The sequence below is a fragment of the Paenibacillus sp. J31R109 genome, assembly GCF_059692055.1.
Genome location: NZ_JCAUAR010000001.1, coordinates 97,910 through 120,699, shown reverse-complemented (window position 1 = coordinate 120,699; position 22,790 = coordinate 97,910). Strand labels below are relative to the sequence as shown.

The 22,790-nt window shown below is 45.3% G+C and carries 14 protein-coding genes; 8 read left to right on the top strand and 6 right to left on the bottom strand.

The window, feature by feature from the left end; translation table 11 throughout:
* Positions 1-18 precede the first annotated feature (18 nt).
* Both AC58QT_RS00445 and AC58QT_RS00440 read left to right on the top strand, forming a co-directional pair.
* Positions 19-972 (top strand): NAD-dependent epimerase/dehydratase family protein, encoded by a 954-nt coding sequence (locus AC58QT_RS00445; protein ID WP_497407272.1) that lies wholly within the window; start codon positions 19-21, stop codon positions 970-972.
* 389 nt (positions 973-1,361) lie between these two features.
* Positions 1,362-1,904 carry a hypothetical protein gene (locus tag AC58QT_RS00440; RefSeq protein WP_497407271.1) on the top strand — a complete coding sequence of 181 codons (543 nt, stop codon included), beginning with the start codon at positions 1,362-1,364 and terminating at the stop codon, positions 1,902-1,904.
* Positions 1,905-2,654: 750 nt separating this feature from the next.
* Here the strand turns inward: AC58QT_RS00440 and AC58QT_RS00435 are convergent.
* The 3 genes from AC58QT_RS00435 to AC58QT_RS00425 all read right to left on the bottom strand — a co-directional run bounded on the left by AC58QT_RS00435 (position 2,655) and on the right by AC58QT_RS00425 (position 9,212).
* Positions 2,655-4,529 carry an LTA synthase family protein gene (locus AC58QT_RS00435; RefSeq protein WP_497407270.1) on the bottom strand — a complete coding sequence of 625 codons (1,875 nt, stop codon included), beginning with the start codon at positions 4,527-4,529 and terminating at the stop codon, positions 2,655-2,657.
* A gap of 198 nt (positions 4,530-4,727) precedes the next feature.
* Entirely contained in the window at positions 4,728-5,780 is a 1,053-nt protein-coding gene (locus AC58QT_RS00430; RefSeq protein WP_497407269.1) for an S-layer homology domain-containing protein, read from the bottom strand.
* A 117-nt stretch (positions 5,781-5,897) separates the two neighbouring features.
* Positions 5,898-9,212 carry a pectate lyase-like domain-containing protein gene (locus AC58QT_RS00425; protein ID WP_497407268.1) on the bottom strand — a complete coding sequence of 1,105 codons (3,315 nt, stop codon included), beginning with the start codon at positions 9,210-9,212 and terminating at the stop codon, positions 5,898-5,900.
* Positions 9,213-9,582: 370 nt separating this feature from the next.
* Between AC58QT_RS00425 and AC58QT_RS00420 the strand changes: the two genes are divergently transcribed.
* From AC58QT_RS00420 to AC58QT_RS00395, 6 genes are all read left to right on the top strand, one after another.
* Entirely contained in the window at positions 9,583-10,902 is a 1,320-nt protein-coding gene (locus AC58QT_RS00420; RefSeq protein WP_497407267.1) for an extracellular solute-binding protein, read from the top strand.
* Between the two features lie 74 nt (positions 10,903-10,976).
* Positions 10,977-11,852 (top strand): carbohydrate ABC transporter permease, encoded by an 876-nt coding sequence (locus AC58QT_RS00415; RefSeq protein ID WP_497289326.1) that lies wholly within the window; start codon positions 10,977-10,979, stop codon positions 11,850-11,852.
* A gap of 19 nt (positions 11,853-11,871) precedes the next feature.
* A complete protein-coding gene (locus tag AC58QT_RS00410) occupies positions 11,872-12,747 on the top strand; it encodes a carbohydrate ABC transporter permease (protein WP_497407266.1) in 876 nt (291 codons plus the stop codon).
* A 40-nt stretch (positions 12,748-12,787) separates the two neighbouring features.
* Positions 12,788-14,560, top strand: a complete 1,773-nt coding sequence (locus AC58QT_RS00405) for a sensor histidine kinase (RefSeq protein WP_497407265.1) — start codon at positions 12,788-12,790, stop codon at positions 14,558-14,560.
* On the top strand, positions 14,541-16,124 hold the full coding sequence (locus AC58QT_RS00400) for a response regulator transcription factor (RefSeq protein ID WP_497407264.1): 1,584 nt from the start codon (positions 14,541-14,543) through the stop codon (positions 16,122-16,124). The genes AC58QT_RS00405 and AC58QT_RS00400 overlap by 20 nt, the downstream gene beginning before the upstream one ends.
* 31 nt (positions 16,125-16,155) lie before the next feature.
* Positions 16,156-18,669, top strand: a complete 2,514-nt coding sequence (locus AC58QT_RS00395; RefSeq protein WP_497407263.1) for a beta-mannosidase — start codon at positions 16,156-16,158, stop codon at positions 18,667-18,669.
* Between the two features lie 61 nt (positions 18,670-18,730).
* Here AC58QT_RS00395 and AC58QT_RS00390 read toward each other — a convergent pair whose 3' ends face one another.
* From AC58QT_RS00390 to AC58QT_RS00380, 3 genes are all read right to left on the bottom strand, one after another.
* A complete protein-coding gene (locus AC58QT_RS00390) occupies positions 18,731-18,970 on the bottom strand; it encodes a hypothetical protein (protein ID WP_497407262.1) in 240 nt (79 codons plus the stop codon).
* 258 nt (positions 18,971-19,228) lie between these two features.
* Positions 19,229-20,884: an FAD-binding dehydrogenase gene (locus tag AC58QT_RS00385; protein WP_497407261.1), complete on the bottom strand. Its 1,656-nt coding sequence runs from the start codon at positions 20,882-20,884 to the stop codon at positions 19,229-19,231.
* A 135-nt stretch (positions 20,885-21,019) separates the two neighbouring features.
* Entirely contained in the window at positions 21,020-22,753 is a 1,734-nt protein-coding gene (locus tag AC58QT_RS00380) for an AAA family ATPase (protein WP_497407260.1), read from the bottom strand.
* Positions 22,754-22,790 lie beyond the last annotated feature (37 nt).

Below are 22,790 nucleotides of genomic sequence, written 5' to 3'. Positions count from 1 at the left end.
GAAAGGAAGTTACTTGGAATGAAAATACTCGTAACAGGAGCAGCAGGTTTTATAGGCTCACATCTGTGTGAAAAGCTTCTTCAAAACCCAAACCACGAAGTCATTGGATTGGATGCGTTAGTTTTTAAATCACCAACGCCTATTCATGTTAGGGAATATAACCTTCGGTATTTGCTAGCGCACGATCGATTTACTTTTATTAACCAAGATCTATTGCAGGTTCCGTTGTCAGAGATTCTTCCAGGTGTCGATATCATCTACCACTTGGCTGGGATGCCTGGCGTGCGTTCAAGTTGGGGCGAAGATTTCAAAACCTATGTCACGAATAACATCGAAGCTACGCAACGACTACTCGAAGGGTGTCGGAAGTATCCCGTTAGCAAATTTGTATATGCATCGACCTCCTCGGTTTACGGCGAAAAAACGAATCAAGTGAATGAAGATGCTAAGACAGAGCCTCTCTCGCCCTACGGTGTCACCAAACTGACTGGAGAGCAGCTCTGTAAGGTTTACGCGACAACAGATGAGTTACCTCTTGTTATCTTACGATTCTTCACTGTGTACGGTCCTAGACAGCGTCCGGATATGGCCTTTCATCGGTTTATCCAACACATCCGACAAAACAAACCAATCCCCATCAACGGTGATGGTCTACAAACGCGTGACTTTACGTATGTCGGTGATTGCGTAGAAGCCATCGCCGCAACGGCGTACGCAGCCAATATCATAGGTGAGACCATTAATATCGGAGGCAAAGAACGTGCATCCGTACTGGATTGCATAGCTATTCTTGAAGATCTTTTTGGTAAGAAAGTAGACATGCAATTACTGGGGAAAGCATCTGGAGAGCCTCGCCATACATGGGCAGATATTCAGAAAGCACAAACCTTGCTTGGCTATCAGCCCAAAACTGATTTGCGCACTGGACTTCAAGCAGAAATCTTAGATTTATCACAGACCCCCTATTTATAGAGGGGCTACATAGGACGAAAAACTGATTTTAACTCCAATTGAAACTTACGTTCGGAATATATTCGTAATTTAGACAAAGAATTGACCCATTTAACCATATATTATCCATTATCTTGTAATTTATAGCTGGAAAGTGCCGTTTTCACACCTTGTTATTCCGTAAAATGAAAACATTACCGTTTGGTCTCAGACAAACCGTCACAATTACAAGCGTTTCCATAGCTAACATGCAGATGTTTTGTCATTTATAAAGCCAAAATCGGTCGCATTGGTTTGCAATTCTGAACATCATCGTTTATATTTTTATCTTGCTGGCTATCCTATTCACATAGAATTCGGATAATTTAACAATTTCAGTCAGTAGATAAATCATGATGAGGTGTACCGAAATGACATTGAAAAAAACAGCTGCAGGGCTTCTTATACTTACTATGGCAATCACGGGTGCTGCTTGTTCTTCCAAAGATTCTACAACTTCTCCAAGCCCTGCTGCTACAGCAACAGCAACGCCACAAGCTACGGCAGCCGTATCGCAAGATACAACGAATATGAAAGGCTATATCGCAGCTAGAATTGCTCGCGAGAAAGTTGATTACTTGTTCGCTGAAGCCAAATCAGCAGATGGCGCTTTCGTTGTAAATCCAATTGCTGCGACAGATAAAGAGACAGCAAAGAAATTTCTATCTAGCTACGTCGATGCCGCTATGCTCGATACGTTAGTGAATCATTATGTAACAGATGCAAAAGCTGGTGCAGCATTCCTTACGAACACGAAGTCGTACTTCACTTCCAATATCTTGTCGACCCAAAAAGGAGACATTACGTTTGACGCAGCCAACACCGCTGATCTCGTGAAATTCACGACAAAAGATGGCGCAACGTATACAACGAAAAAAGTGAACGATAAATTCCTTCTTGCAGAAGTGAAATAGGTATTAGATGAAAAGGCTGTTTACACGTAGTTTGACTACTTGTAAACAGCCTTTTTCGCGTTGCGATCCCCGCAGGCTAGCTTTGGGGAGCGGGAACTGGATGAGGGATGTAAGTCGACGCTGGTTTGCTGTAACTCGATAAATTCGAGTTCCGGAGACAGAATAAGGCCAAGTTGCTGCTCTAACTCGAAAAATTCGAGTTACAGCAACAGAATGAGGCCAAGAAGCTGCAGTAACTCGAAAAATTCGAGTTACGGAAACAGAATGAGGCCAAGTTGCTGCTGTAACTCGAAAAATTCGACTTACGGAAACAGAATGAGGCCAAGTTGCTGCTGTAACTCGAAAAATTCGAGTTACAGCAACAGAATGAGGCCAAGTTGCTGCTGTAACTCGAAAAATTCGAGTTCCGGAAACAGAATGAGGCCAAGTTGCTGCTGTAACTCGAAAAATTCGAGTTCCGGAATGAGAATGAGGCGATGTAACTGCTGTAAGTCGAAAAATTCGAGTTACGGAGACAGAAAGAGCCGAGTTAGCTGCTGTAACTCGAAAAATTCGAGTTACAGCAACAGAATGAGGCGATGTTGCTGCTGGAAGTCGAAAAATTCGAGTTACAGCAACAGAATGAGGCGATGTTGCTGCTCTAACTCGATAAAATCGAGTTACGGGATGAAAAAGAGCTAAGCATCCGCTTAGCTCTTCCCCTTATCTCTTCCCCTCAGCTCTCTCCCCTAACTCTCTCCCACATATCGCTCACTCCGCAAAATAATTACTCTCATGCAGCCAATCCGCGATCTGGAACGATTGCATGATATGCTCTCTTTCCGCATCCCGCGGCTCGCCAACCAGAGTCCCATTATTTAGAATCGTGAAATTACGATTCGTGTTCACGAGGATTTTCCCCATTGCCGTTGGTTCAAATTTCGCTTTATCAACGCCCATAAGGTAAGCAAGCGTAGGTAAGGTGTCGATTTGACCACCTATCGTTGGGATCTGCTCCCCTTGTGTGCCTTTACTATAAATGATAAAAGGTAGCTGCAGCGAATGCGTTCTCCAGGATTCATTTTCCAAGGATGGAATCGCGTCTACTTGATCTTGATAGTACTTATGCACGCCCGTATGATCGCCATAAATGGCAACTACCGATTGGTCTAACAGGCCTATCTGATCCAATTTGTCTAGGAAGGCACCGATCTGTTTGTCGGTATAGTTGATGGATTGGAAGTAGGCACCCATAATCGTTTTGTCCAAACTTGGATCCAACTGGAGCTTCCTCGTTTTCTCCGGTAAATCGAAAGGACCATGACTAGACAACGTAATGACGTGGAGCATAAAAGGAGACTGAACATCCGTCAATTTATCGCCTAATTGTCTAAGATAGGATTCATCGGACAATCCCAGTCCAACGATATCATCTACCTTATACCTACGAAGATCCCAGCTCGTTTGGTACCCGATATTATGATGCGCCTCGACCCAGTTCCAGCTGCCCGCAGGTTCTGAATGGGTGGAAATGGTTTGATACCCCATCCCCTCCATCAGCTTAGGTAAGGAATTGTAAGTGTTCGTTGGATAACGGAAAAAATTCGCTCCAGATCGCACTGGAAATACGGATGTCGTCGTCAACAAATCACTATCCGAGCTCGTCCCATTGTTAACCTGTTCATAAAAATGGTTAAAATACAAACTGTTACCTAGCAAGCGGTTTATGTTCGGCGTAATTTCTTGCCCGTTCACCTTCTCACCAATAACGAAGTTTTCAAGTGATTCTACCTGAATAACAATAAGATTCTTCCCTTGAAACATCCCTTTATAGCTATTATCAGGTAAACCCTCTGCATTACTTGCAAGCCAGTTTTGTACTTGTGTACGTTCTTGATCGGCAAGCTTGATGTTTTTGGCACCACCGAATAACCGTAATCCGTCATACAAATGATAACCAATAGGTGACATATCTGACATAGATTGAAAAGGTGCCCAACTCAGATTAAAAAACATCATTTGCCCATCTGTCGTATCCTTAACATCAATTCGGTAATGCTCATATGACACAACTCCAGCAGCTAGCAGCATCAGCGTAATGGCTATGACTGGCTGTCTTTTTCGTTCTGATCGACGCGACATGATTGGTGTATTGTTATATCGAAAAAGTGCAATGCCACCAATAACGACGAGATCAAAGACAAACCACAAATCAAATGGACGCAGAAATGTCCAAAGATTATAATCAAGCGGGTTAAATCCATTCGGGTGAACGATGAAGCGAAGTGATAAGAACGCACCATAGGCTCTGTAATAAACGAGATCGCAGATCAAAAGTAGACTAAACAGGACTTGAATCCCTACCAAATAATAGCGACGACCTTTCTTTTTAAAGAAAAGCCCTATACTAACCACAAACAAAATAAACATTAAATGTGAAAGTACAGGTGGAATTGTAAAATACATATCCCCAATATTGATTCCCGTATTATCTGGTGCATGCAATGCTGCTAGTAGAAGTTGAGACTTCCACAGAATAGCAATGAACGTATACAGCGACAGCTTGTCGTTGCTGACGAGGATGCGCGAAAAACTTTGAAGCGTGGAGCGGATGCCCCTTCTTTTATAGGATGATAATTGCAGCAAAAACGTTTCACCTCATACCTGTTGATTTCAAGCCGATTTTCCCATTTTAACACAAGTTCTTGTCTCAAGTTGCTTACAATTATTGCAATATAGCGACAAGCAACTGTGCATGGGACTGTTCATCAGATTAAAAAACCTCGAGACAACGCGTCTCAAGGCTCTTTCAACAAGCCATTTCACAACATTTAATGGGTTACCTCAGTTTTTCACCTTAATAAAAGTTTGGAGATTATAGATGAGAACAGCAGCCTGAGCGCGATTCGTCGTCTCCTGTGGGAACATACCATTCTCATAGCCATGCACCAGTCCTATTTTTACTAAAGTAGCAACAGGCTTCTGAGCATACGCTGAAATCATGGCGTTATCTTCGAAAGCTGTGAGATCTCCTTGATCCCCCTCAACAGTCAGATGTTTTGAAACGCGCAACGCCCGATCCGTAAGTACCATCATATCTTCTCTTGTAATTGAAGCTTTCGGATGGAAGCGATTCGATTCATCACCTTGCACAATACCCAAAGCCCTTGCCATAGATACAGGCTGCGCGTAGTAGACTCCCTCCTCTATATCGTCGAAGGGTTCACCAAGATCTGTGCCTTGAAGGCCAAGCGCCCTCATTAACAGCACAAGATAATCGGCTCGAGTTACGTCAGCTCCCGGACTAAACTGTCTATCCCCAGTGCCATTGACAATTCCTGCTACTGCCAGCGCTTCAATCGCCTCCACAGCCCAATCGAAGGAATCTAGATCATCAAAATGGTATGGATCGTGAATCGTCAGTGTTGTTTGATTATGCGTAAGCTTCGTGGTACTGATCAATTTGGAGTGTACAAGTTTCACACTACTTAGTGTGAGATCGCTTTCCCCGTTTTTAATCGCTTTAAAATGCATCTTAAATAAGGACTGCTCTCCTTCTAATCCTTTCCCTTGACCGATCTTTGTATGCGCGATTTGGATGTTTGTCCCTTTGATAAGCGGTGGAACCGAGAAGCCAGGGACATCAGACTTCGCATCTATAAATGTTAACCTTGTAGGATCATACGCCATATTAATTTCAAAAGCATACACATCTATTAATTCATGTGCATCAATGACAACCTCAATGGTGTCACCTTGATTTGGCATCTGTGAAGAAATCTTCATTGTAAATGTGCCTGACTGTTCGGCCTCAGAGGCCCAAATCCATGTGGGGAGAATAAGACTTATTCCAAGTATGAGAACGAAGCTGCAGGTCATCCATTTTCGCAAAGCCATGTTTGATTTCCCCTTTCAGCATTCCGAGCAATTCAATCTTATAAAAGAAAGCAACGCCCGCCATGAAACTATACGAAACGTATCATAACGGGCGTGTTTAAGCTTGATTAACGACTTTTATTGCAAAATACGTTGTGCTACTGCTGCCAAATCAACCAGATCCACTTTGCCATCTTTGTTAAAGTCCGCTTTCTTAAACTGTGCCCAATCCGTGTCTGCAGATGTCTTACCGTAAGCTGCAGCTACATTTGCCAAATCAATGATATCGAAGATGCCATCATTATTTAGATCGCCTTCCATACCACTGAATTTCTTATCGTCAAAGTCATCCAATGCCTGTTGAAGATTAGCTATAGCTTGTGTGACTTGCGCCTTCGTCACACTTGGATTCGCCGCCACACTTCGTGCAGCATCAATCGCCGTTAACAAGACGGCTTTCGACCCTACCGCATACTGACCACTCGCTGATCCTTCCACAGCGCCATCATAGATGGCTTGAGCGGTTGCGATCTTACTGTTCAGAATCGTCAGATCAATGATCGCTTTGACCAGAATCAATTGAGAATCTGGGGCAAGATTCGTTGCTGTTTGAAGATCTGCTAGGGCTAAACTGTCCAACGAGATGGTTGTGCTCACATTGTCTGCTGGTGCTAATGCTCGCCAATGCAGGGTCATCAAAGGTCCGTTGACATCCCCATTCAACAAATTCGCAGTCAGAATGCGCAAATGTCCACCTTCATTCTTTTGCCCAATAATCGTAATTGCAGGGTTTAAAGATTCTACCGAGTCAAAAACAAGCAGACTGGCGTCATAAGTCAATTGAATATCTTGTGCATACACGCTGGAAACCACATCAGTCAAACTTATTGTCGTATCAAAGGATTGCCCGCTTGTAACCGTAGGTGGGCCTTCAATGACTGCTGAAGGTGGAATAGCGCCATACACTCTCACTTCATGGACAGACCACCAGCTAGCATTCGCAGCCGTCTGCACAACTTTGAAATAACGAACACGCTGTGGTGCAAAGTCAGCCGTCACAAGTTTATTCGTACCAGCTCCCGTTGCAATTGGACTTCCCCATGTGACACCATCATTGGATACGTAAATCGCATATCCGCGCGCAAAATCATTATTGCTGCCCGAGGAGTCCATCTCAATACTATTAATCGTTGTTGCCACCTTCATATCAATGGTGAATGATTGCTCAGGCGAAGGCGACATCGGCTTGCCTGCGCTCCAACGCGTTCCCAAATCACCATCAATGAGATGGGCAGCTGGATCTGCAGATGTTGATGTCACTGTCCATGTCGAGCGGTCCAGGGCTCTTTTTGGCGTAGTTACACTTAACGCTGAACTGAGTGCGGAGAAGTTGTTTCCGCCGTCTTTGGCTTTCACTGTGTAGCTGTAAGTCGTTAGTGGTTTTACCGTCGTATCCAAATATTCCGTCGTTGTAGTTTGACCAATGCGCGTACCATCTCGATACACCTCATAGCCCGTCACATTGAGATTATCTGTCGATGCAGTCCATCCTATTTTGACACGATCATACGCTGCTGTTTCTTTAAGAACCAGATTCGTAGGCACACTTGGCGCAACTGTATCACCAGCATCCGTACCATAGAAGTTAAGCGTTTGCCTTTGAGAACTGCCCGATGTACCATACACGCGACCGCCAATACCATTAATAATGTGTGTAATTTCGCTTCCTGCCGTACCATTCAACCAAATGGTTGTTGCATGATGGATTTTCACCCCTGGTGCATCTGGTACCTCAATGGCATTGTCCAGCTTCACCGCTGCATCTCGGAAATAGGAGTACACACCTAAGCCCCAAGCTTCATGTGTCGTGACGGTGTCAGCGACTTTATACGAGGCATAACCATTCTTGCTTCCGTCCATCCATGCGGCTTGATTCGGAACATCATACGGAATCTCAGACTGATAAAAGTAAACGCGACCGCCGTTCCCGTTCCATAGAGTTTGATACTCATTGTGATGCTCATTGAATAAGCCGTAGAGGGTAACATCATCGCCATTTACGATAAGTCCATTAGTTGAAACGTTCTCCGTCCAGCCTGCACCAGCACCATGGTCTGCACGCCACATCCAGAAATGATCACCAATAATATCATCACTGTTAATGGTCATCTGCGCTTTATTTTCACCAACGACTGCTCCACCTGTGCGGAAAAATAAATCGTGCAACGAAGTTGGATTTGCCGAGTGATCCGTTGAACTGCCAGCTGGCCCAACTTCTAATAAGGATGAGGTTGCATTGGGCCCCGCTTCATACAACAGCCCAGCAACCTTCACGCCATCGACATCGGCAATGGTCATCGCTGGCTTATCTGTTGTTGGAATAAGTGTTGGCATCCCGATGCCCAGCACAACTGTATTTGCACGATTGATACGAATCGTATCATCAATGTGATAAATTCCCGGCGTGAATAGCAAATTCTTGCCATCCGCCAAAGCAGCATTGATATTCGCAGCACTTGTTGTTGCAGGAACGTCGGCGCGAACAATATAGAATTGATCGATCCCAATGGAATCTCCGGGTGTTGGACCATTGGCCCAGCTTGCACCTTGGGTATTCTGAGTCAGCGAAGGAACGAATACCTGATACTCATTTGCGTTGTTGATGTAGAGATACGGCTTCTCTCTAATGACTGGTGTGTTCTCCACAACCGTATAAGGCGGATCCGGGAAGTTGCCTGTCGGCGTATTCTTGTCACCGACAAAGACCATGTTCCAAACCCCATTCGACCAACTGGACCACTGACTATTTCGCGAAAACCATTGTTGCTGTGAAGCCGGTGTTACTTGACCATCTACGATGGAATCCGCGAGGAATCCGCCACTTGCCCATCCAGCACCCCAACCCGCATCAAAATCGAACAAATTTAATTTCCCTTTGATATGTAATCGCCGGAGTGGTGCCGCTTGTGAAACAGCGATTTGCGTTGTACCTGCTGAGAAATGAGCCGGCGCAGGTGGTGTGTAATTAAAGGTTGGATTAATGCTCAAATTTTCAATACCTCGCCAAAAGTTACGTGTGGCATTGCCATTATCCCAATCCGCATTCACATTCAATCCACCATTGATCAACACATCATCTGGATTCCGTCCCAATCCTGACGCTTGTGTGTTAAACCCAATAAAGTAATTCCCATTATACGTTCCTGGTTTAAAAAGAAAGGCATCTCTTTCCGTCCCAAATTCATTGGACTCTTGTCTTGTGAATACCGCATTTACAGCACTCTGAATGTCAGCTGCAGGCATATCGGGGTCGAATACGTACACATTGGGACCAAAAATGGATGAATTGGCATCAGCAATTGGTGTTGCTGCATTCGAAACGCTAGGACTCCACAAACTAAGAACGATTGCCATCATGGATACGGATGAAACCATTTTCTTGAAACTACGCATTGTATACCTCCCTTGGATTAGAACCGATCAACCCTGATTCAAATGCATTTGGTAAGCGATTACATAATTTCTCCGATCACCCTCTCATCTTGCAAAGTAGGATGCTGTCTCGTAGTTGATACCTTAATCATAGAAAAATACCGCATTCAATGAAAGCGGTAAACTTAAGGAGATTAGGAGAGTTATTTAAGGTATTGGGATATTTTTACTTAGAGCTGCCACCTTGCCTTATTCTACCCTACTTATGGATATGCTTATAAATAGATGATCACATCCGATCATTTTCTACCCTGGTCCTTATCCTGTTCACCTTACGAATCCAAAGAAAATCTTTAGAATGAGGTAGAGTCAATCAATCAGGAGGTCGAACATGAAAAAACTAACTCTAATCTCTACAGCTTTACTTGCGACAACAGTGCTTGTATCCGCATGCGGAAACGGGGAAGAAGCTGCTACTACAGATAAAGGTACATCCGGTGGAAAAGTAAAGCTGACCATTTGGCACAACTGGTCTGGTCAAGATGCGAAAGCTGTTGCTATGCGTAAAATTCTTGATGATTTCCAAGCTCAAAACAAAGATATTGAATTGGAAATCGAAGGTCTGCCTACAGACGGTTTGAAAACTCGTTTGAAAACCGTTGCAGCAGCGAATGAAATGCCAGACTTGTTCGTGATGTGGCCAGACGCTATGACGAAAGAATTCGTAAGTGGTAACCTGCTTCAACCGATCAACGAGTTCTTGGATAGCAAACCAGAATGGAAAAACAATTTCATTCCAGGTGCGCTAGATGGCTATACGGTAGATAACAAAATCTACTCCGTGCCGATGAACTTGTCCCCAACTTCTTTTATCTACTACAACAAAGCGTTGTTAGATCAGTACAAAGTCGCTGTTCCGAAAACATGGGATGAGCTTATGGCTGCTGTGAAAACGTTCAACGATAACAAAATCATTCCAATCGCACTGGGTAACAAAGCGAACTGGGCTGTACAATCGACGATCTTCAGCGGACTTGCTGACCGTATGACGGGTTCCGATTGGTTCCTTAAAGCTGCTAAGCAAGAAGGCGTCAAGTTTACAGATCCAGAATTTGTTCAAGCGTTGAAAAAATTGCAAGAGCTAAGCAATGCGAAAGCGTTCCAAGATGGCTTCAACAGTATCGATCAAAATCAAATGAGACAGCTGTACTACCAAGGTAAAGCAGCAATGTTCATTGATGGTGGTTGGGCAATGGCTGACGTCGTTCAGAACGCACCTAAAGATTTGCTTGCTAACACGCACATCGCACTAATGCCTACTGTTGCAGGTGGTAAAGGTGAAGCGCAAGCCACTTCCGGTGTTGTTGGTACGGGTCTAGGTGTGAGCAAAAAATTAACTGGCGCTAAAAAAGAAGCAGCTCAGAAATTATTCTACGCACTGTCTGGTCCTGATGGACAGCAAGCAACATTGAACAGCTCCACTCTTGTTAGTTACAAAATCGAGCTTGATCCTTCCAAAGCAAATCCGTTATTCGTAGAACTTAACGATTTGATGAAAAAGACCAAAATCACGCCGGTCTACGATGCTAAATTAAGCTCTGCTGCAGTTGAAGTTATCAACAACGGACTACAAGAATTGCTAATGGGTGGAAACGCCGAAGCAATCGCTAAGAAAATTCAAGATTCACAAGCTGCTTCACTAGGTAAATAATAGGTTATCGTACAACCAGCCCTCCACATCTGTGGCAGGGCTGGCTAATTTCATACATGAAGGAAGTGAGATTGATGAATGCAGCTTACGTACGCAGGTTTGTCATTATGAGCCTTGCCCCTGCGATTTTAGTTTATGCCTTATTTGTGTTTGTCCCCGTCCTCTGGTCAGGATACTATAGCTTTTTCGACTGGAAAGGAATTGGTGCGGCCAAGTTTATCGGTTTGAAAAACTATGTAGAAATTATTCATGATCCTATTTTTTGGACATCCTTAAAGAACAACCTTATTTTTCTAGTTGTTGCTGTCTTCGGCCAGCTTCCAGTAGCACTTATCCTTGCCATTCTGCTTCACAAAAGCAACGCGCTGCAACGATTCATTCGTTCTGCCGTCTTCGTTCCGATGGTTATGTCTTCCGTCGTCATCGGTATGATTTGGCAATATATTTATCATCCACAAATCGGTATTTTGAATCTGCTGCTTGATAAGCTAGGTTTAGCATCCTGGAAGCTGCAATGGTTATCCGATTCTAAGATCGCCATTTTTGCATTAGCCCCTCCTCTCATTTGGAGTTTTGTCGGTCTCTATCTCATTATTTTCATCTCCGCTTTTCAAAATATTCCTGGTGAAATCCATGATGCTACGCAGATCGATGGCGCAGAAGGCGCTCGCAAATTATTTTCAGTTACCCTGCCAATGATGTGGAGTACTGTACAAATTGCTATTATCCTATGTATTTCTGGGAGCTTGAAATCCTTTGATCTCGTGTATGTGATGACGAAGGGTGGACCTGCGCATGCGACCGAACTTCTCGCTACGTATATGTATAATTCAACATTTTCCTCGTACCGTTATGGGTTTGGTAGTGCCATTTCGACAACAATTGTCTTAATCAGCCTTATTTTCATTGGTATTAGCCAATGGGCAACAAGTCGTAAATCCAAAGTATAGTGAAAGGAGGAAGCTGACAATGTCTTCTGTTCCAATTCAAGTAAATTCAACCGCGACAACCCGTAAGTTCTCGTTTCGTTTATGGAAACAAGGTGCACTCTGGACGTTCCTGACCCTCTATGCGGTCCTCACGTTATATCCCTTGTTTTGGCTCGTTATTTCCTCATTTAAAACGAATAGCGAATTCTTTAACCATCCGTTTGGCTTGCCCCAAGCGTGGAAGTTTTCTAACTATGTAACGGCATGGCAAGCGTCCAAAATGAGCACCGCTTTTGTCAATTCCGTCATTATATCGCTAGTATCACTTGCACTTACGCTGTTTTTGAGTTCTCTAGCTGCCTATGTTCTCGCTCGTCTCAAATTTCGTTTCAAAGGCATTATCCTTGCGTTCTTCGTTGTAGGGATGCTGATTCCTATTCATAGTACGCTAGTTCCTTTGTTTATTCTCATGAAGCAAATTGGACTGCTAAATACGTATTGGGCACTCATACTGCCTTACACCGCTTTCGCATTGCCAACAGCTATCTTCGTACTTACCGCTTATCTGGCTTCGGTACCCAAAGAAATCGAAGAAGCAGCCTATATCGATGGTACAAAACTCTGGGGCGTATTTTGGCGTATCATGCTGCCTATCTCCTTACCAGCACTATCGACAGTTGTCATCTTAAGTTTCCTGCATTTCTGGAATGACTTCTCGTTCGCACTTGTTTTTATTAGCAAAAGCAGCCTCAAAACGTTACCATTAAGTATTGCAAATTTCGCAGACGGCTACCAAACGGATTACGGCTTAACACTCGCCGCTATGACAATCGCTGTTGTTCCTACAATCGCTGTGTACTTGGCTTTCCAAGAGCAGGTTATGAAAGGGATGACCGCGGGAGCAGTAAAAGGTTAATTGGCTTCTAGCCGCCAGACAACGAGTAAGGAGATGACCTATGTTACGCAAGTGGTTTGGCTATTCCTTACAGCGTAAGCTATCCTTCATTATGCTTGTAACAACATTAATCCCTCTCTTGTTTCTGGGCACCTTTGCTTTCACAACGTCATCGGATATTACCCAGGATAAAACACAACAAACAGGCTTGAATTCGCTCGCGCAAATGGACGCCAAATTTAAGTTCATCTTGAAGGATGTTGAGAACATATCCATTTTCCTCATCGGCCAGCGTGATATTCAATCGTATTTGAAGCGCACGGATGAGAACTTGGATGCACAAGCACAAATCCTAGGCCTAATGACGAATCTGGTGTACACCAAAGATTATATTTCCAATATCACCCTATATCCCAACAAGACCACGACGCCTCTTTCTACAACCACGATTTACAAATCGAGTTTGAATCAAGAGATCACGATGAAACAGGTTACGGACAAACTGTGGACGGGCTTATATCACATCGAAAATTATTTGGGGGATCGACAAGTATTCTCCTTCGTACGTCCCATCCGTGCTTTGAATACCTACGAAACGCTCGGGTGGCTATCGATCAGTGTGGATGAACAAGTCTTGTCGCGCATTTGGTCCACACCCCAGCTGGCAGATGGTTATGGTCAAGTCGCTTTGCTGAATGAACACAATGAAATCATCTCTTCGACTTCCAAAGGCTGGCTCTCGCAAGCGGCAGACACCTTGTTTCCTGGCTTAAATGAGCGGATTCAAGGTCCTACATCCGGCGTTTGGACTTCAGGGATGGGCACATCCCAACAGAGTATTTTATTTTATCGAGAACCTATGCTTAGCTGGACAATCGTTGGGATTATTCCATCGAAGCTGTATAGCGCTCAGAATCGGTATATTTTGCAATTAACAGCCGTAGCTGTTGCACTTTCGGTCATTACGAATGTCTTACTTACGATTTTCGTTATTCGCAAGGTCACGACGCCTCTTGGATCCTTGACTCGCTTACTTTCGACCGTCAATCCAAATGAACCTTTGCCGTACTATCCCGTCTATTCAACCGATGAAATTGGTCGCCTCGCTGGCAGTTACAATCTGTTAAGCACCCATATCGAAGTCTTAAAAAAGCAGCTCATCCATAATGAAACGCGTAAAAAAGAAGCCGATATGCGTGCACTGCAAGCACAAATTAATCCGCATTTTCTATATAACACCCTGTCTTCGATCCATTGGATCGCATTGCTCAATGAAGAAAACCGCATTGCTGAGATGGTAGGCGCATTAAGCGACTTTTTACGCTTCAGCTTGAATAAAGGCAAAGAATATTGCAAAGTCTCGCAGGAGCTAGCTCATATTCGTAATTATGTTCAAGTGCAATCCATCCGTTTTCCCGATGAGTTTACGGTCGATTATGTCGTTGATACCCGTTTGAATGATTCTTTCATGTTAAAATTGCTGCTTCAACCCTTAGTTGAAAATGCGATGATACACGGCATACAAATGAAAGAACAGCCTGGCACCATCTCCATCTACGTCGAACAGAAGGGTCAAATGATGTATGTCAAAGTGATGGATGATGGCATGGGGATGACAGCAGAGCGGTTGAATGAGGTTTTGAACAGTTTATACCCTGCTGAGGGAACGATGGGAAGCGATGCCAGTTACGGATTGCGAAATGTGCATGAGCGCTTACAGCTGCATTATGGGCTTGATTCGGGGATTAAAATCGAGAGTCGATTGCATGAAGGAACCTGTGTGTCATTTTCGATTCCAGTTTTGGAGGATAACCATGAAAATCTTGATCGTTGATGATGAAGTCATCATCCGAACGGGCTTGGCGAAAGTCATTAATTGGAAGGAAATTGGAATTGAACTGCTGAAACCAGCTGTATCTGCTGAAGAGGCAATTCGCCGTATACCAGAGGAGCGTCCTCATATTCTTTTGACCGATATCCGAATGAAGCAAATGACTGGTTTAGAACTAGCGCAAAAGGCGAAAGAATTCCTGCCGGACATCGAGACGATTATTTTATCTGGCTACGATGATTTTATGTATACACAGCAAGCGATTCGACAAGGTGTCAGTGACTATCTCTTGAAATCCAGTCGACCGGAAGAGATTATGAAAACTGTCCTCCAAGTCAAACAGCGCATTGAGGATAAATGGAAGCATCTCAACCAAGATCTGTATAAGAACAAAGAAGTTCGTAATCGTTTGTTTGAGCGTTGGATCATTGAAGGGGAATCCGCGGCTGTCGATGAAGAGATGCTGACCGCTTATCTCCCCCTTTTGTTCCTCACACATGACCATGTTCAATCTAAATTTCAAACTTACGTGGTCACTGCGGAAGGCTGGGGAGAAACCTCCTCCGAAACCTCCTTGCTCCTGTTCGCTGTAGATAATATGCTGCACGATATCTTGCAATGTGAAACCTTGATCTACAGGCAGAGAATTGTCGTGGCGCTTCCGAAAACAAGTGCTTCCGACTTCTTCGATCATCCCGATTCGGCCAAACAAAAGATCGAACGCCTGCTCAAATGCAAAGTTAGTATATCTGTCGGCGAGGTCGTCCATCAGCAGTCAGATTTATATAAATCCTATCTCACGGCAGACTATGCATTTAGCTACAAACATCACCTTGATGAATCTATTCTTATTTATTCGGACATCGTTGGGCGTAAAGGCGGTAAAACGGTCTGTACCCACGAGGAAGAGCTAGAGCTCTCTTCGATTTTGCTGGAAGATGATTCCGTCGCATTGAAGAGCTGGGTTGGGCGCTATTTGCAATCGGAACTGAGCGACCCGCACATGACCATTGAATCCCTTGAATCCTTGGTTCGCTCTGCTGCCCTCTCCGCACATCGTTGGTTAGAACGTGTCTTAACAGCAACGGGTCGTCTCCGAGCGCTCGATAATATAAATACCGGCTTCGTCGTTAAGCGGGATATCGTGCTGAAAGATGCGTTGTTTCAGTATCTATTGACCATTATGGAGTTGTACCATCATCGGTTAGGTGAGGGACAAGTCACACATACGCAGAAAGCAATGGCCTTCATCCATGAGAATTTGGGGAGGGATGTTGGTTTACAGCAAGTTGCTAAGCATGTGCATCTGCATCCGAATCATTTGAGCGAAGTTTTTAAAAAGGAAGCTGGGATTACGTTTGGTGACTATGTGACACGGCAAAAGATTAATCGTGCCATGGAAATCCTGACCGTCTCTCCTGCCAAAATAGCTGATGTCGCAAGCTCAGTGGGATTCGAAGATATTAAATATTTCAGTCAAGTATTCAAAAAATTTACTGGCAAAACGCCAAGTGAGTTCAGAGAGGAAGCAGTTCTTCATCCTGCTGCTCCGCCTCCTAAATTTTAAAACAAACATGGTGTAAGAGGAGAAATGACAGATGGAATTATCAGGCTTATGGCGTTTGCAACAGTTCGAAGTAGGTCAAGCTAGACCACTTGATGTCGCGGCAGCATGGTTAGACGATCGTTTTTGGATTACAGCTAAAGTACCAGGGGATGTTCATTCGGCACTAATTGAACGAGAGCTTATTGAGAATCCGTACTTCGGTCATAATGATGCGAAAAGCCGATGGATCGAGCAAAAAGAGTGGTGGTACCGACACTCTTTCCATTATTCCTTAGGGGATGCGAAAGACGAGAAAGAGAAGCATGAACTCACCTTTGAGGGTCTTGATACGTTTGCCACGATCTATGTAAATGGGAAGGAAATCGGGACAACCAGCAACATGCTCATGGCCCATACCTTTGATGTTACACGCGTCATTCAGGATGGTAAGAATTCAATTGCTGTTAAATTTGATCCTTTACATCTGCATAATAAGGACAAAGAATTGTTCCAATGGTCCTCTTATACGAAAGAGCGCCCTTGGTTGCGCAAAGCAGCGATGAATTTCGGCTGGGACTGGGGACCGCGCATGGTCACAGTGGGGATCTGGGGCAAAGTATTTATTGAACGTTACCGCCGCGCTAAGTTGGACAGCGTTTTTGCAAGAACGCGCACGATTAGTGGGACTGGGGCGGAAGTTCAAGTCGATGTCGATGTGACGACACTTCGCAAAGGTGTACAGAAGTCGTGTGACATTCGTTTACTTGACGCAGCTGGTCAAGTGGTTGCTGCTGCGCAAGGGAATGTGCAGACATCTGGCTCATTTACTTTACAGGTCACTGATCCACAACTTTGGTGGACACATGACCTTGGCAATCCATATTTGTACGAGCTTGAAGTGATTCTGTATGCCGGCGGCGAACAAGTAGATTCGTATCGCAAACCGTTTGGTATCCGGACAATCGAACTGCAATTACTTGATAATAAGGGCCAGAATGCCTTTGCTTTTGTGCTAAATGGTGTCAAACTATTCGCGAAGGGCACGAATTGGATCCCAGCGGATCACTTCATCGGAAGCATTCCAGATCAACGCTACAGAGATCTCATCGATCTATCTGTTACTTCCAATCAAAATATGCTGCGCGTGTGGGCTGGCGGCATTTATGAGAAGGATGTCTTCTATGAGGAGTGCGACAAGCGTGGTGTTCTGGTTTGGCAGGATTTTGCCTTCGCGAATGCGTTATTCCCTGATTTTAACCGTGATTTCATGGAGAATGTCCGCAGTGAGGTCATCTACAACATCAAGCGCTTGCGCAATTATACCTCCCTTGCACTGTGGTGCGGGAATAATGAAATTGACTGGCTCTACGATATGAAATCCGCTGGCGGTGACATCAACTGTCCGTTCTACGGGGAAATCATTTACCATGAGCTAATTCCTGATGCACTTGAGCTGCTTGATGACAGTCGCGCTTACTGGCCATCTTCCCCATTTGGGGGCAATGATGCCAACGATCCTGAGGTAGGCGACCGCCACAACTGGCAGGTATGGCATGGTTCCGTTTATCCGCGTCAATTTGGTGATGTGCCTTTGCTTGATTACAGTATTCAAGGTGTCACTTTTAAAAACTACAAAAAAGACTTCACGCTTTTCAGCAGCGAATTCGGTATGCATGCCTCAGCTAATCGGTACACGTTAGAGAAAAACATACCAAATGGCCAATTCTACTGGAACAGTGTGGAAATGGCTTATCGCAATAAAGACACGAATCATCAAAAGGGTATTCTCCTGATGGAAGGATATACCGGTATTCCGACCAACATTGAGGAGTATATGAACTTCTCCATGCTGACACAAGCGGAAGGCCTGAAGTATGGCATTGAGCATTACCGTCGGAACAAGCATCGTACGAGCGGGTCACTCATCTGGCAATTAAATGATAGCTGGCCAGGTACAAGCTGGTCGCTCATTGATTATGAATTGTTGCCGAAGGCTTCCTTCTACTATGCGACCAAGTTCTATCACCCGCTGCTGCTCTCGATCGATCATGAGCCTGGGCAGGACTTAGCGATTTGGGCCGTCAACGATACATTGTTAGCCCTAAAAGGACAGGTGCACGTAACTGTGTATAACTTCTCCGGTGAGCAATTGTTCACGCACGCGTTCGAAGCTGCTGTCGGGGCAAACACGGCGATCCAATTAGGACGTTTGCCAGAAGCTGCCATCTTAAACGGGGCACTTCCCGAGCAAGTTGTTGTCCGTGTGCATACGACCGACTGGGCTGCGCCTACTAATCTCCACTACCTGCGCGATCAGAAGGACCTGCAATTCCCTACGACTTCACTCAGCGTAAAAGTTGATGCCGATACGCAAGCTGTGCAAATCACAGCTATTGGTGCACATGCGCGAATGGTGAAGCTGGATCTCCCTCAGGGTAATCTCCGCTTCAGCGACAACTTCTTCGATCTACGCGCGGGCGAGCAAGTGACGGTGTATATTAGTGACCCGACTGGGAACCGCGTTGATTTGAGTAAGTTGCGTGTGAGTGCAATGAACGCTAACTAGTAAAAGAAACAGCGGCAGACCAAGACTTGAAAATAAAGTCTTCCTCTACCGCTGTTTTTATTCATCCGATAAATGCACGTATTGCATTATCCAATTGATCCTGCGTGTAATTGCTCGCATTATCAAGTATCTGCTGCGCCGCAGTGATTGCCGCGCCCAGTGCAGTCGGGATGCCAGCTTGGATAACAGCGGCGTGAAAGACTTGCACCGCTGTATTTAACTGGCTAACCGCAGTATCCAATTGAAAAAAGGATGCGAATATACATCTTTTTCCACTAGAATAGTCGTATTCTAATAGCAAAGATGCAATTATGCATCTTTTTCCACCATATTTACCCATTTTATATAATATCGGTAAAAAAGGATGTATTTTCGCAGCAATTCCTCGATAAACGGTCTATTTTCCTTAAAAAAGATGTATTTTTGCAGTTCTCTGCTCATAGCGAGATGCTGAATGGGAACCCAAAACCCAAAACATTTAAATTCTTATAAGTCAAAAAAGTCCGCGATTTACGCGGACTTCATTTAGATATTTTTATAAACCTACATTCACAGCTCCTTACTCCAGCTCCTTCACAACAGCTCTCCCAGCAACGCGCCCCGTAAACAAGCAGCCTCCGAGAAACGTCCCCTCCAACGCACGATACCCGTGTAGCCCGCCGCCACCGAAGCCGCTTGCCTCTCCAGCAGCATACAGGCCAGGAATCGCCTCACCCGCCTGATTCAGAACACGACCGGATAAGTCCGTTTGTAAGCCTCCCAAGGTTTTGCGACTAACAATATTCAATCGCACCGCGATAAGCGGTCCATTCGCAGGGTCCAGCATACGATGCGGCTTCGCAACACGAATTAATTTATCACCAATATAGTTACGCGCGCCTCGAATGGCAGTGATTTGCAGATCCTTCGTGAAGGTGTTCGCGATTTCGCGATCCCTTGCCTTCATTTGCCGTTCAATATGCTCAAAATCAAGCAATGTCTCCCCTGTCACTGCATTCATACCAGCGACTAGCTCTGCCAATGTCGGAGCAACGACAAAATCCTCTCCCTTATCCATAAAAGCTTGCACCGGAGCCATTGCTCCTGGCAGTGCTCTGGACAACACTTTGCGTATGCTTTTTCCCGTTAAATCGGGATTCTGTTCGGAGCCTGACAAGGCGAATTCTTTTTCAATTATTTTTTGCGTCAAAATAAACCACGAATAGTCGTAACCAGACTTCTGGATCGTCTCTAACGTGCCTAAAGTATCAAACCCCGGAAAGTTAGGTGCAGGAAAGCGCTGACCTCGCGCATCCAACCATAATGACGACGGACCTGGGAGAATACGAATGCCATGCTTATGCCACACGGGATTCCAATTCTTGATTCCTTCCGTGTAATGCCACATCCGGTCCCGATTCACAATTCGACCTCCGGATTGCTCTGTAATGGCGAGCATGCGACCATCGACATGGGCTGGCACGCCTGAGAGCATCCGCTTGGGAGCTTCACCCAGCCGACTCGGCCAATATTGGCGGACTAATTCGTGATTAGCGCCAATACCTCCACTGCTGACAATCACCGCATGCGAATGGTATTCGAATTCCCCCAGCACCTCACGCGAACTCGCTTCCCCGCGTGCGGCTGTACTAGCCACAAGTACGGAACCGCGAACACCAGTAATGGCCCCGCCGCTTTGAATAAGCTCGTTCACACGATGCCGGGGCATATAGTCGACGCGCCCCTGCTTCCTATGTTCCCTTATCCGTTGTTCAAAAGGGGCAATGATGCCAGGGCCTGTCCCCCACACAATGTGGAAACGAGGTACCGAGTTGCCATGCCCCTCCGCTAAGTAGCCGCCACGTTCCGCCCATCCGACAACTGGGAAGAAACGGATCCCCATGGCATTCAGCCATTCCCGTTTTTCCCCAGCAGCGAACTCGACATAGGCCTCCGCCCATTTGCGGCCCCAATAGTCCTCGTCGTCTACACGATCAAAGCCAGCAGCACCCTGCCAATCTTGCCAAGCTAGATCCAAAGAGTCCTTAATTCCAAGCCGACGCTGTTCGGGGGAATTCACTAAAAATAAACCGCCAAATGACCACCAGGCTTGTCCGCCAAAGGAAGCTTCTGGTTCCTGATCCAGCAGCAGCACCTTTTTGCCCGCATCCGCGATTTCCACTGTCGCCACTAAGCCCGCAAGTCCCGCTCCAACTACAATTGCATCATAATCCATGATCGAATTCTCCTTTGTTCTCGTCTCTAGATAGCTGCTATCGATCTCTTACCCTACCAATGGCAAATTGCCCCCTTCCGACCACAATAGCCAAAAAGGAGGCAACGCCAAGTTTTTTCCATATCAATTAGAAAATTAAGAATCCTTGAGATCCTCTTCCATGTCATCGATGACAACTAACGATTTCTCCATGGCTAGCTTTTTCAATGCCACAGGTTTCACTTCAATTGCTCTAGGACGCGAATCCCCATACAGTTCCGTGAAAATCTCTTCAATTTCATCACCGGTCAAATCTTCCCGTTTCAACAGCTCTTCCGCAATCTTATGAACGAAATCCGTATAATCGAGTACGAGTTTTTTCACTTCGAGCATTTGTTCTTTGAGAAGCTCATTGATTTGTGGGCGCAGCGCTTTGAGTCCATCCGTTCGCGAACCGACCGCCAAGAAGCTGAACAGCTCATCGCCCATCCCGAGCATTCCGAGATATGCACCTGCAATTTGAGTTGCATGTTGAAGGTCAGAAGTGACCCCATTTAATTTCTTGTGCAAAAATTCATCTTCTACCGCACGAGCTGCTAGACAAACCTGAATCTCTGCCAGCATCTCAGAATCACTTCGATTATAACGCTCATGCGTCTCCTTCGTAGCCGAAAGTCCAAGAGCGCCGCCACGCCGAACGATGGTCACTTTCCAAACACGTTCGTGAGGCTTAAGCAGGAACTGTGCCACGGCATGACCTGCTTCGTGATACGCGACATTCCGCTTCTCATCATCACGCATCGAGCGGAGTGGTTGTTTGAGCCCCCACTCATACGTTTCCATAGCGGCACGGAAATCCTCATAACTGGCAGCTTGCGCCCCACGTTGATGGGCAATAACGACAGCTTCGTTGACGATATGTTTAATTTGCGCAGGGCTGTATCCAATGGAATCAAGACCAGCTTTCTCTGCGGTTAAGGTTTCATCAAGCTTGACTTTTTTCAAATAGTATTGGAAAATATCAACCCGACCGTCATAGTCAGGAACATCTACCCACAGTTGCCGATCGAACCGACCTGGTCGCAATAAAGCTGAATCCAGTACATCAGGCAGGTTGGTTGCTGCTACGGTTAGTACGGGAGGTCTTTCTGCTTTTTTACGGCGTAGACCGAGTGAACGAAGCATCTTTACAATCTTGGACGTGTCAATGTTAGGAGGGTCCATCTGAAGGAGCAGCTCGTTCAGTAAGCCTGAACCGCCGCCCATCCCCATCATGCCCATCATTCCACCGCCAGCACCGCCTTGACGACTCATCCCAATGGCATCAATCTCGTCAATAAAGATGATACATGCCCCGTAGACGCGAGCGAGCTTGCGTGCTTTTTTGTAAATACCCATAACCTTTAAGTTACCAACACCGAAGAACATGTTTTGGAAACTTGGCGCTGAAGCATAGGCAAACGGCACTTGTGCCTCATTCGCAATAACCTGAGCCAAGTAGGATTTACCGGTCCCCGGCGGTCCGCAGAGCAGCAATCCGCGAATTGCTTCGCCGCCCATCTCCTTGAACTCCTTGACTCCTTTTAACAAGGTAACGATTCGTTTCGCATTCTCCACAATCTCGGGATTTCCACGATAATCATCCCATGTCGATCCCGTCTCTCCAGGCAGAATCCAGTACGTTCGCCCTCTCGCTAGGAACCAGAAGAGTGCAACAAACTGAATAATCATAAAGGCCATTGCGAAAACCAGTTGCATTAATAATGTCGCAATACTAATCGCAATCCCCCAAGCGGTTGGCCCACCTGCCCATAACACACCAAAAAGCATGGCAATGGCTATAAGCCAGAGGATTAACTTTCGCCATCTAATCCATTGATATCTCCTCATGGCTACACTTCCTTCATATGATAAAGTTTGAATATCC

Coding starts and splice junctions, on each gene's coding strand:
- AC58QT_RS00445 (WP_497407272.1), top strand. CDS start 19: ATGAAAATACTCGTAACAGGAGCAGCAGGTTTTATAGGCTCACATCTG.
- AC58QT_RS00440 (WP_497407271.1), top strand. CDS start 1,362: ATGACATTGAAAAAAACAGCTGCAGGGCTTCTTATACTTACTATGGCA.
- AC58QT_RS00430 (WP_497407269.1), bottom strand. CDS start 5,780: ATGGCTTTGCGAAAATGGATGACCTGCAGCTTCGTTCTCATACTTGGA.
- AC58QT_RS00425 (WP_497407268.1), bottom strand. CDS start 9,212: ATGCGTAGTTTCAAGAAAATGGTTTCATCCGTATCCATGATGGCAATC.
- AC58QT_RS00420 (WP_497407267.1), top strand. CDS start 9,583: ATGAAAAAACTAACTCTAATCTCTACAGCTTTACTTGCGACAACAGTG.
- AC58QT_RS00415 (WP_497289326.1), top strand. CDS start 10,977: ATGAATGCAGCTTACGTACGCAGGTTTGTCATTATGAGCCTTGCCCCT.
- AC58QT_RS00410 (WP_497407266.1), top strand. CDS start 11,872: ATGTCTTCTGTTCCAATTCAAGTAAATTCAACCGCGACAACCCGTAAG.
- AC58QT_RS00405 (WP_497407265.1), top strand. CDS start 12,788: ATGTTACGCAAGTGGTTTGGCTATTCCTTACAGCGTAAGCTATCCTTC.
- AC58QT_RS00400 (WP_497407264.1), top strand. CDS start 14,541: ATGAAAATCTTGATCGTTGATGATGAAGTCATCATCCGAACGGGCTTG.
- AC58QT_RS00395 (WP_497407263.1), top strand. CDS start 16,156: ATGGAATTATCAGGCTTATGGCGTTTGCAACAGTTCGAAGTAGGTCAA.
- AC58QT_RS00385 (WP_497407261.1), bottom strand. CDS start 20,884: ATGGATTATGATGCAATTGTAGTTGGAGCGGGACTTGCGGGCTTAGTG.
- AC58QT_RS00380 (WP_497407260.1), bottom strand. CDS start 22,753: ATGAGGAGATATCAATGGATTAGATGGCGAAAGTTAATCCTCTGGCTT.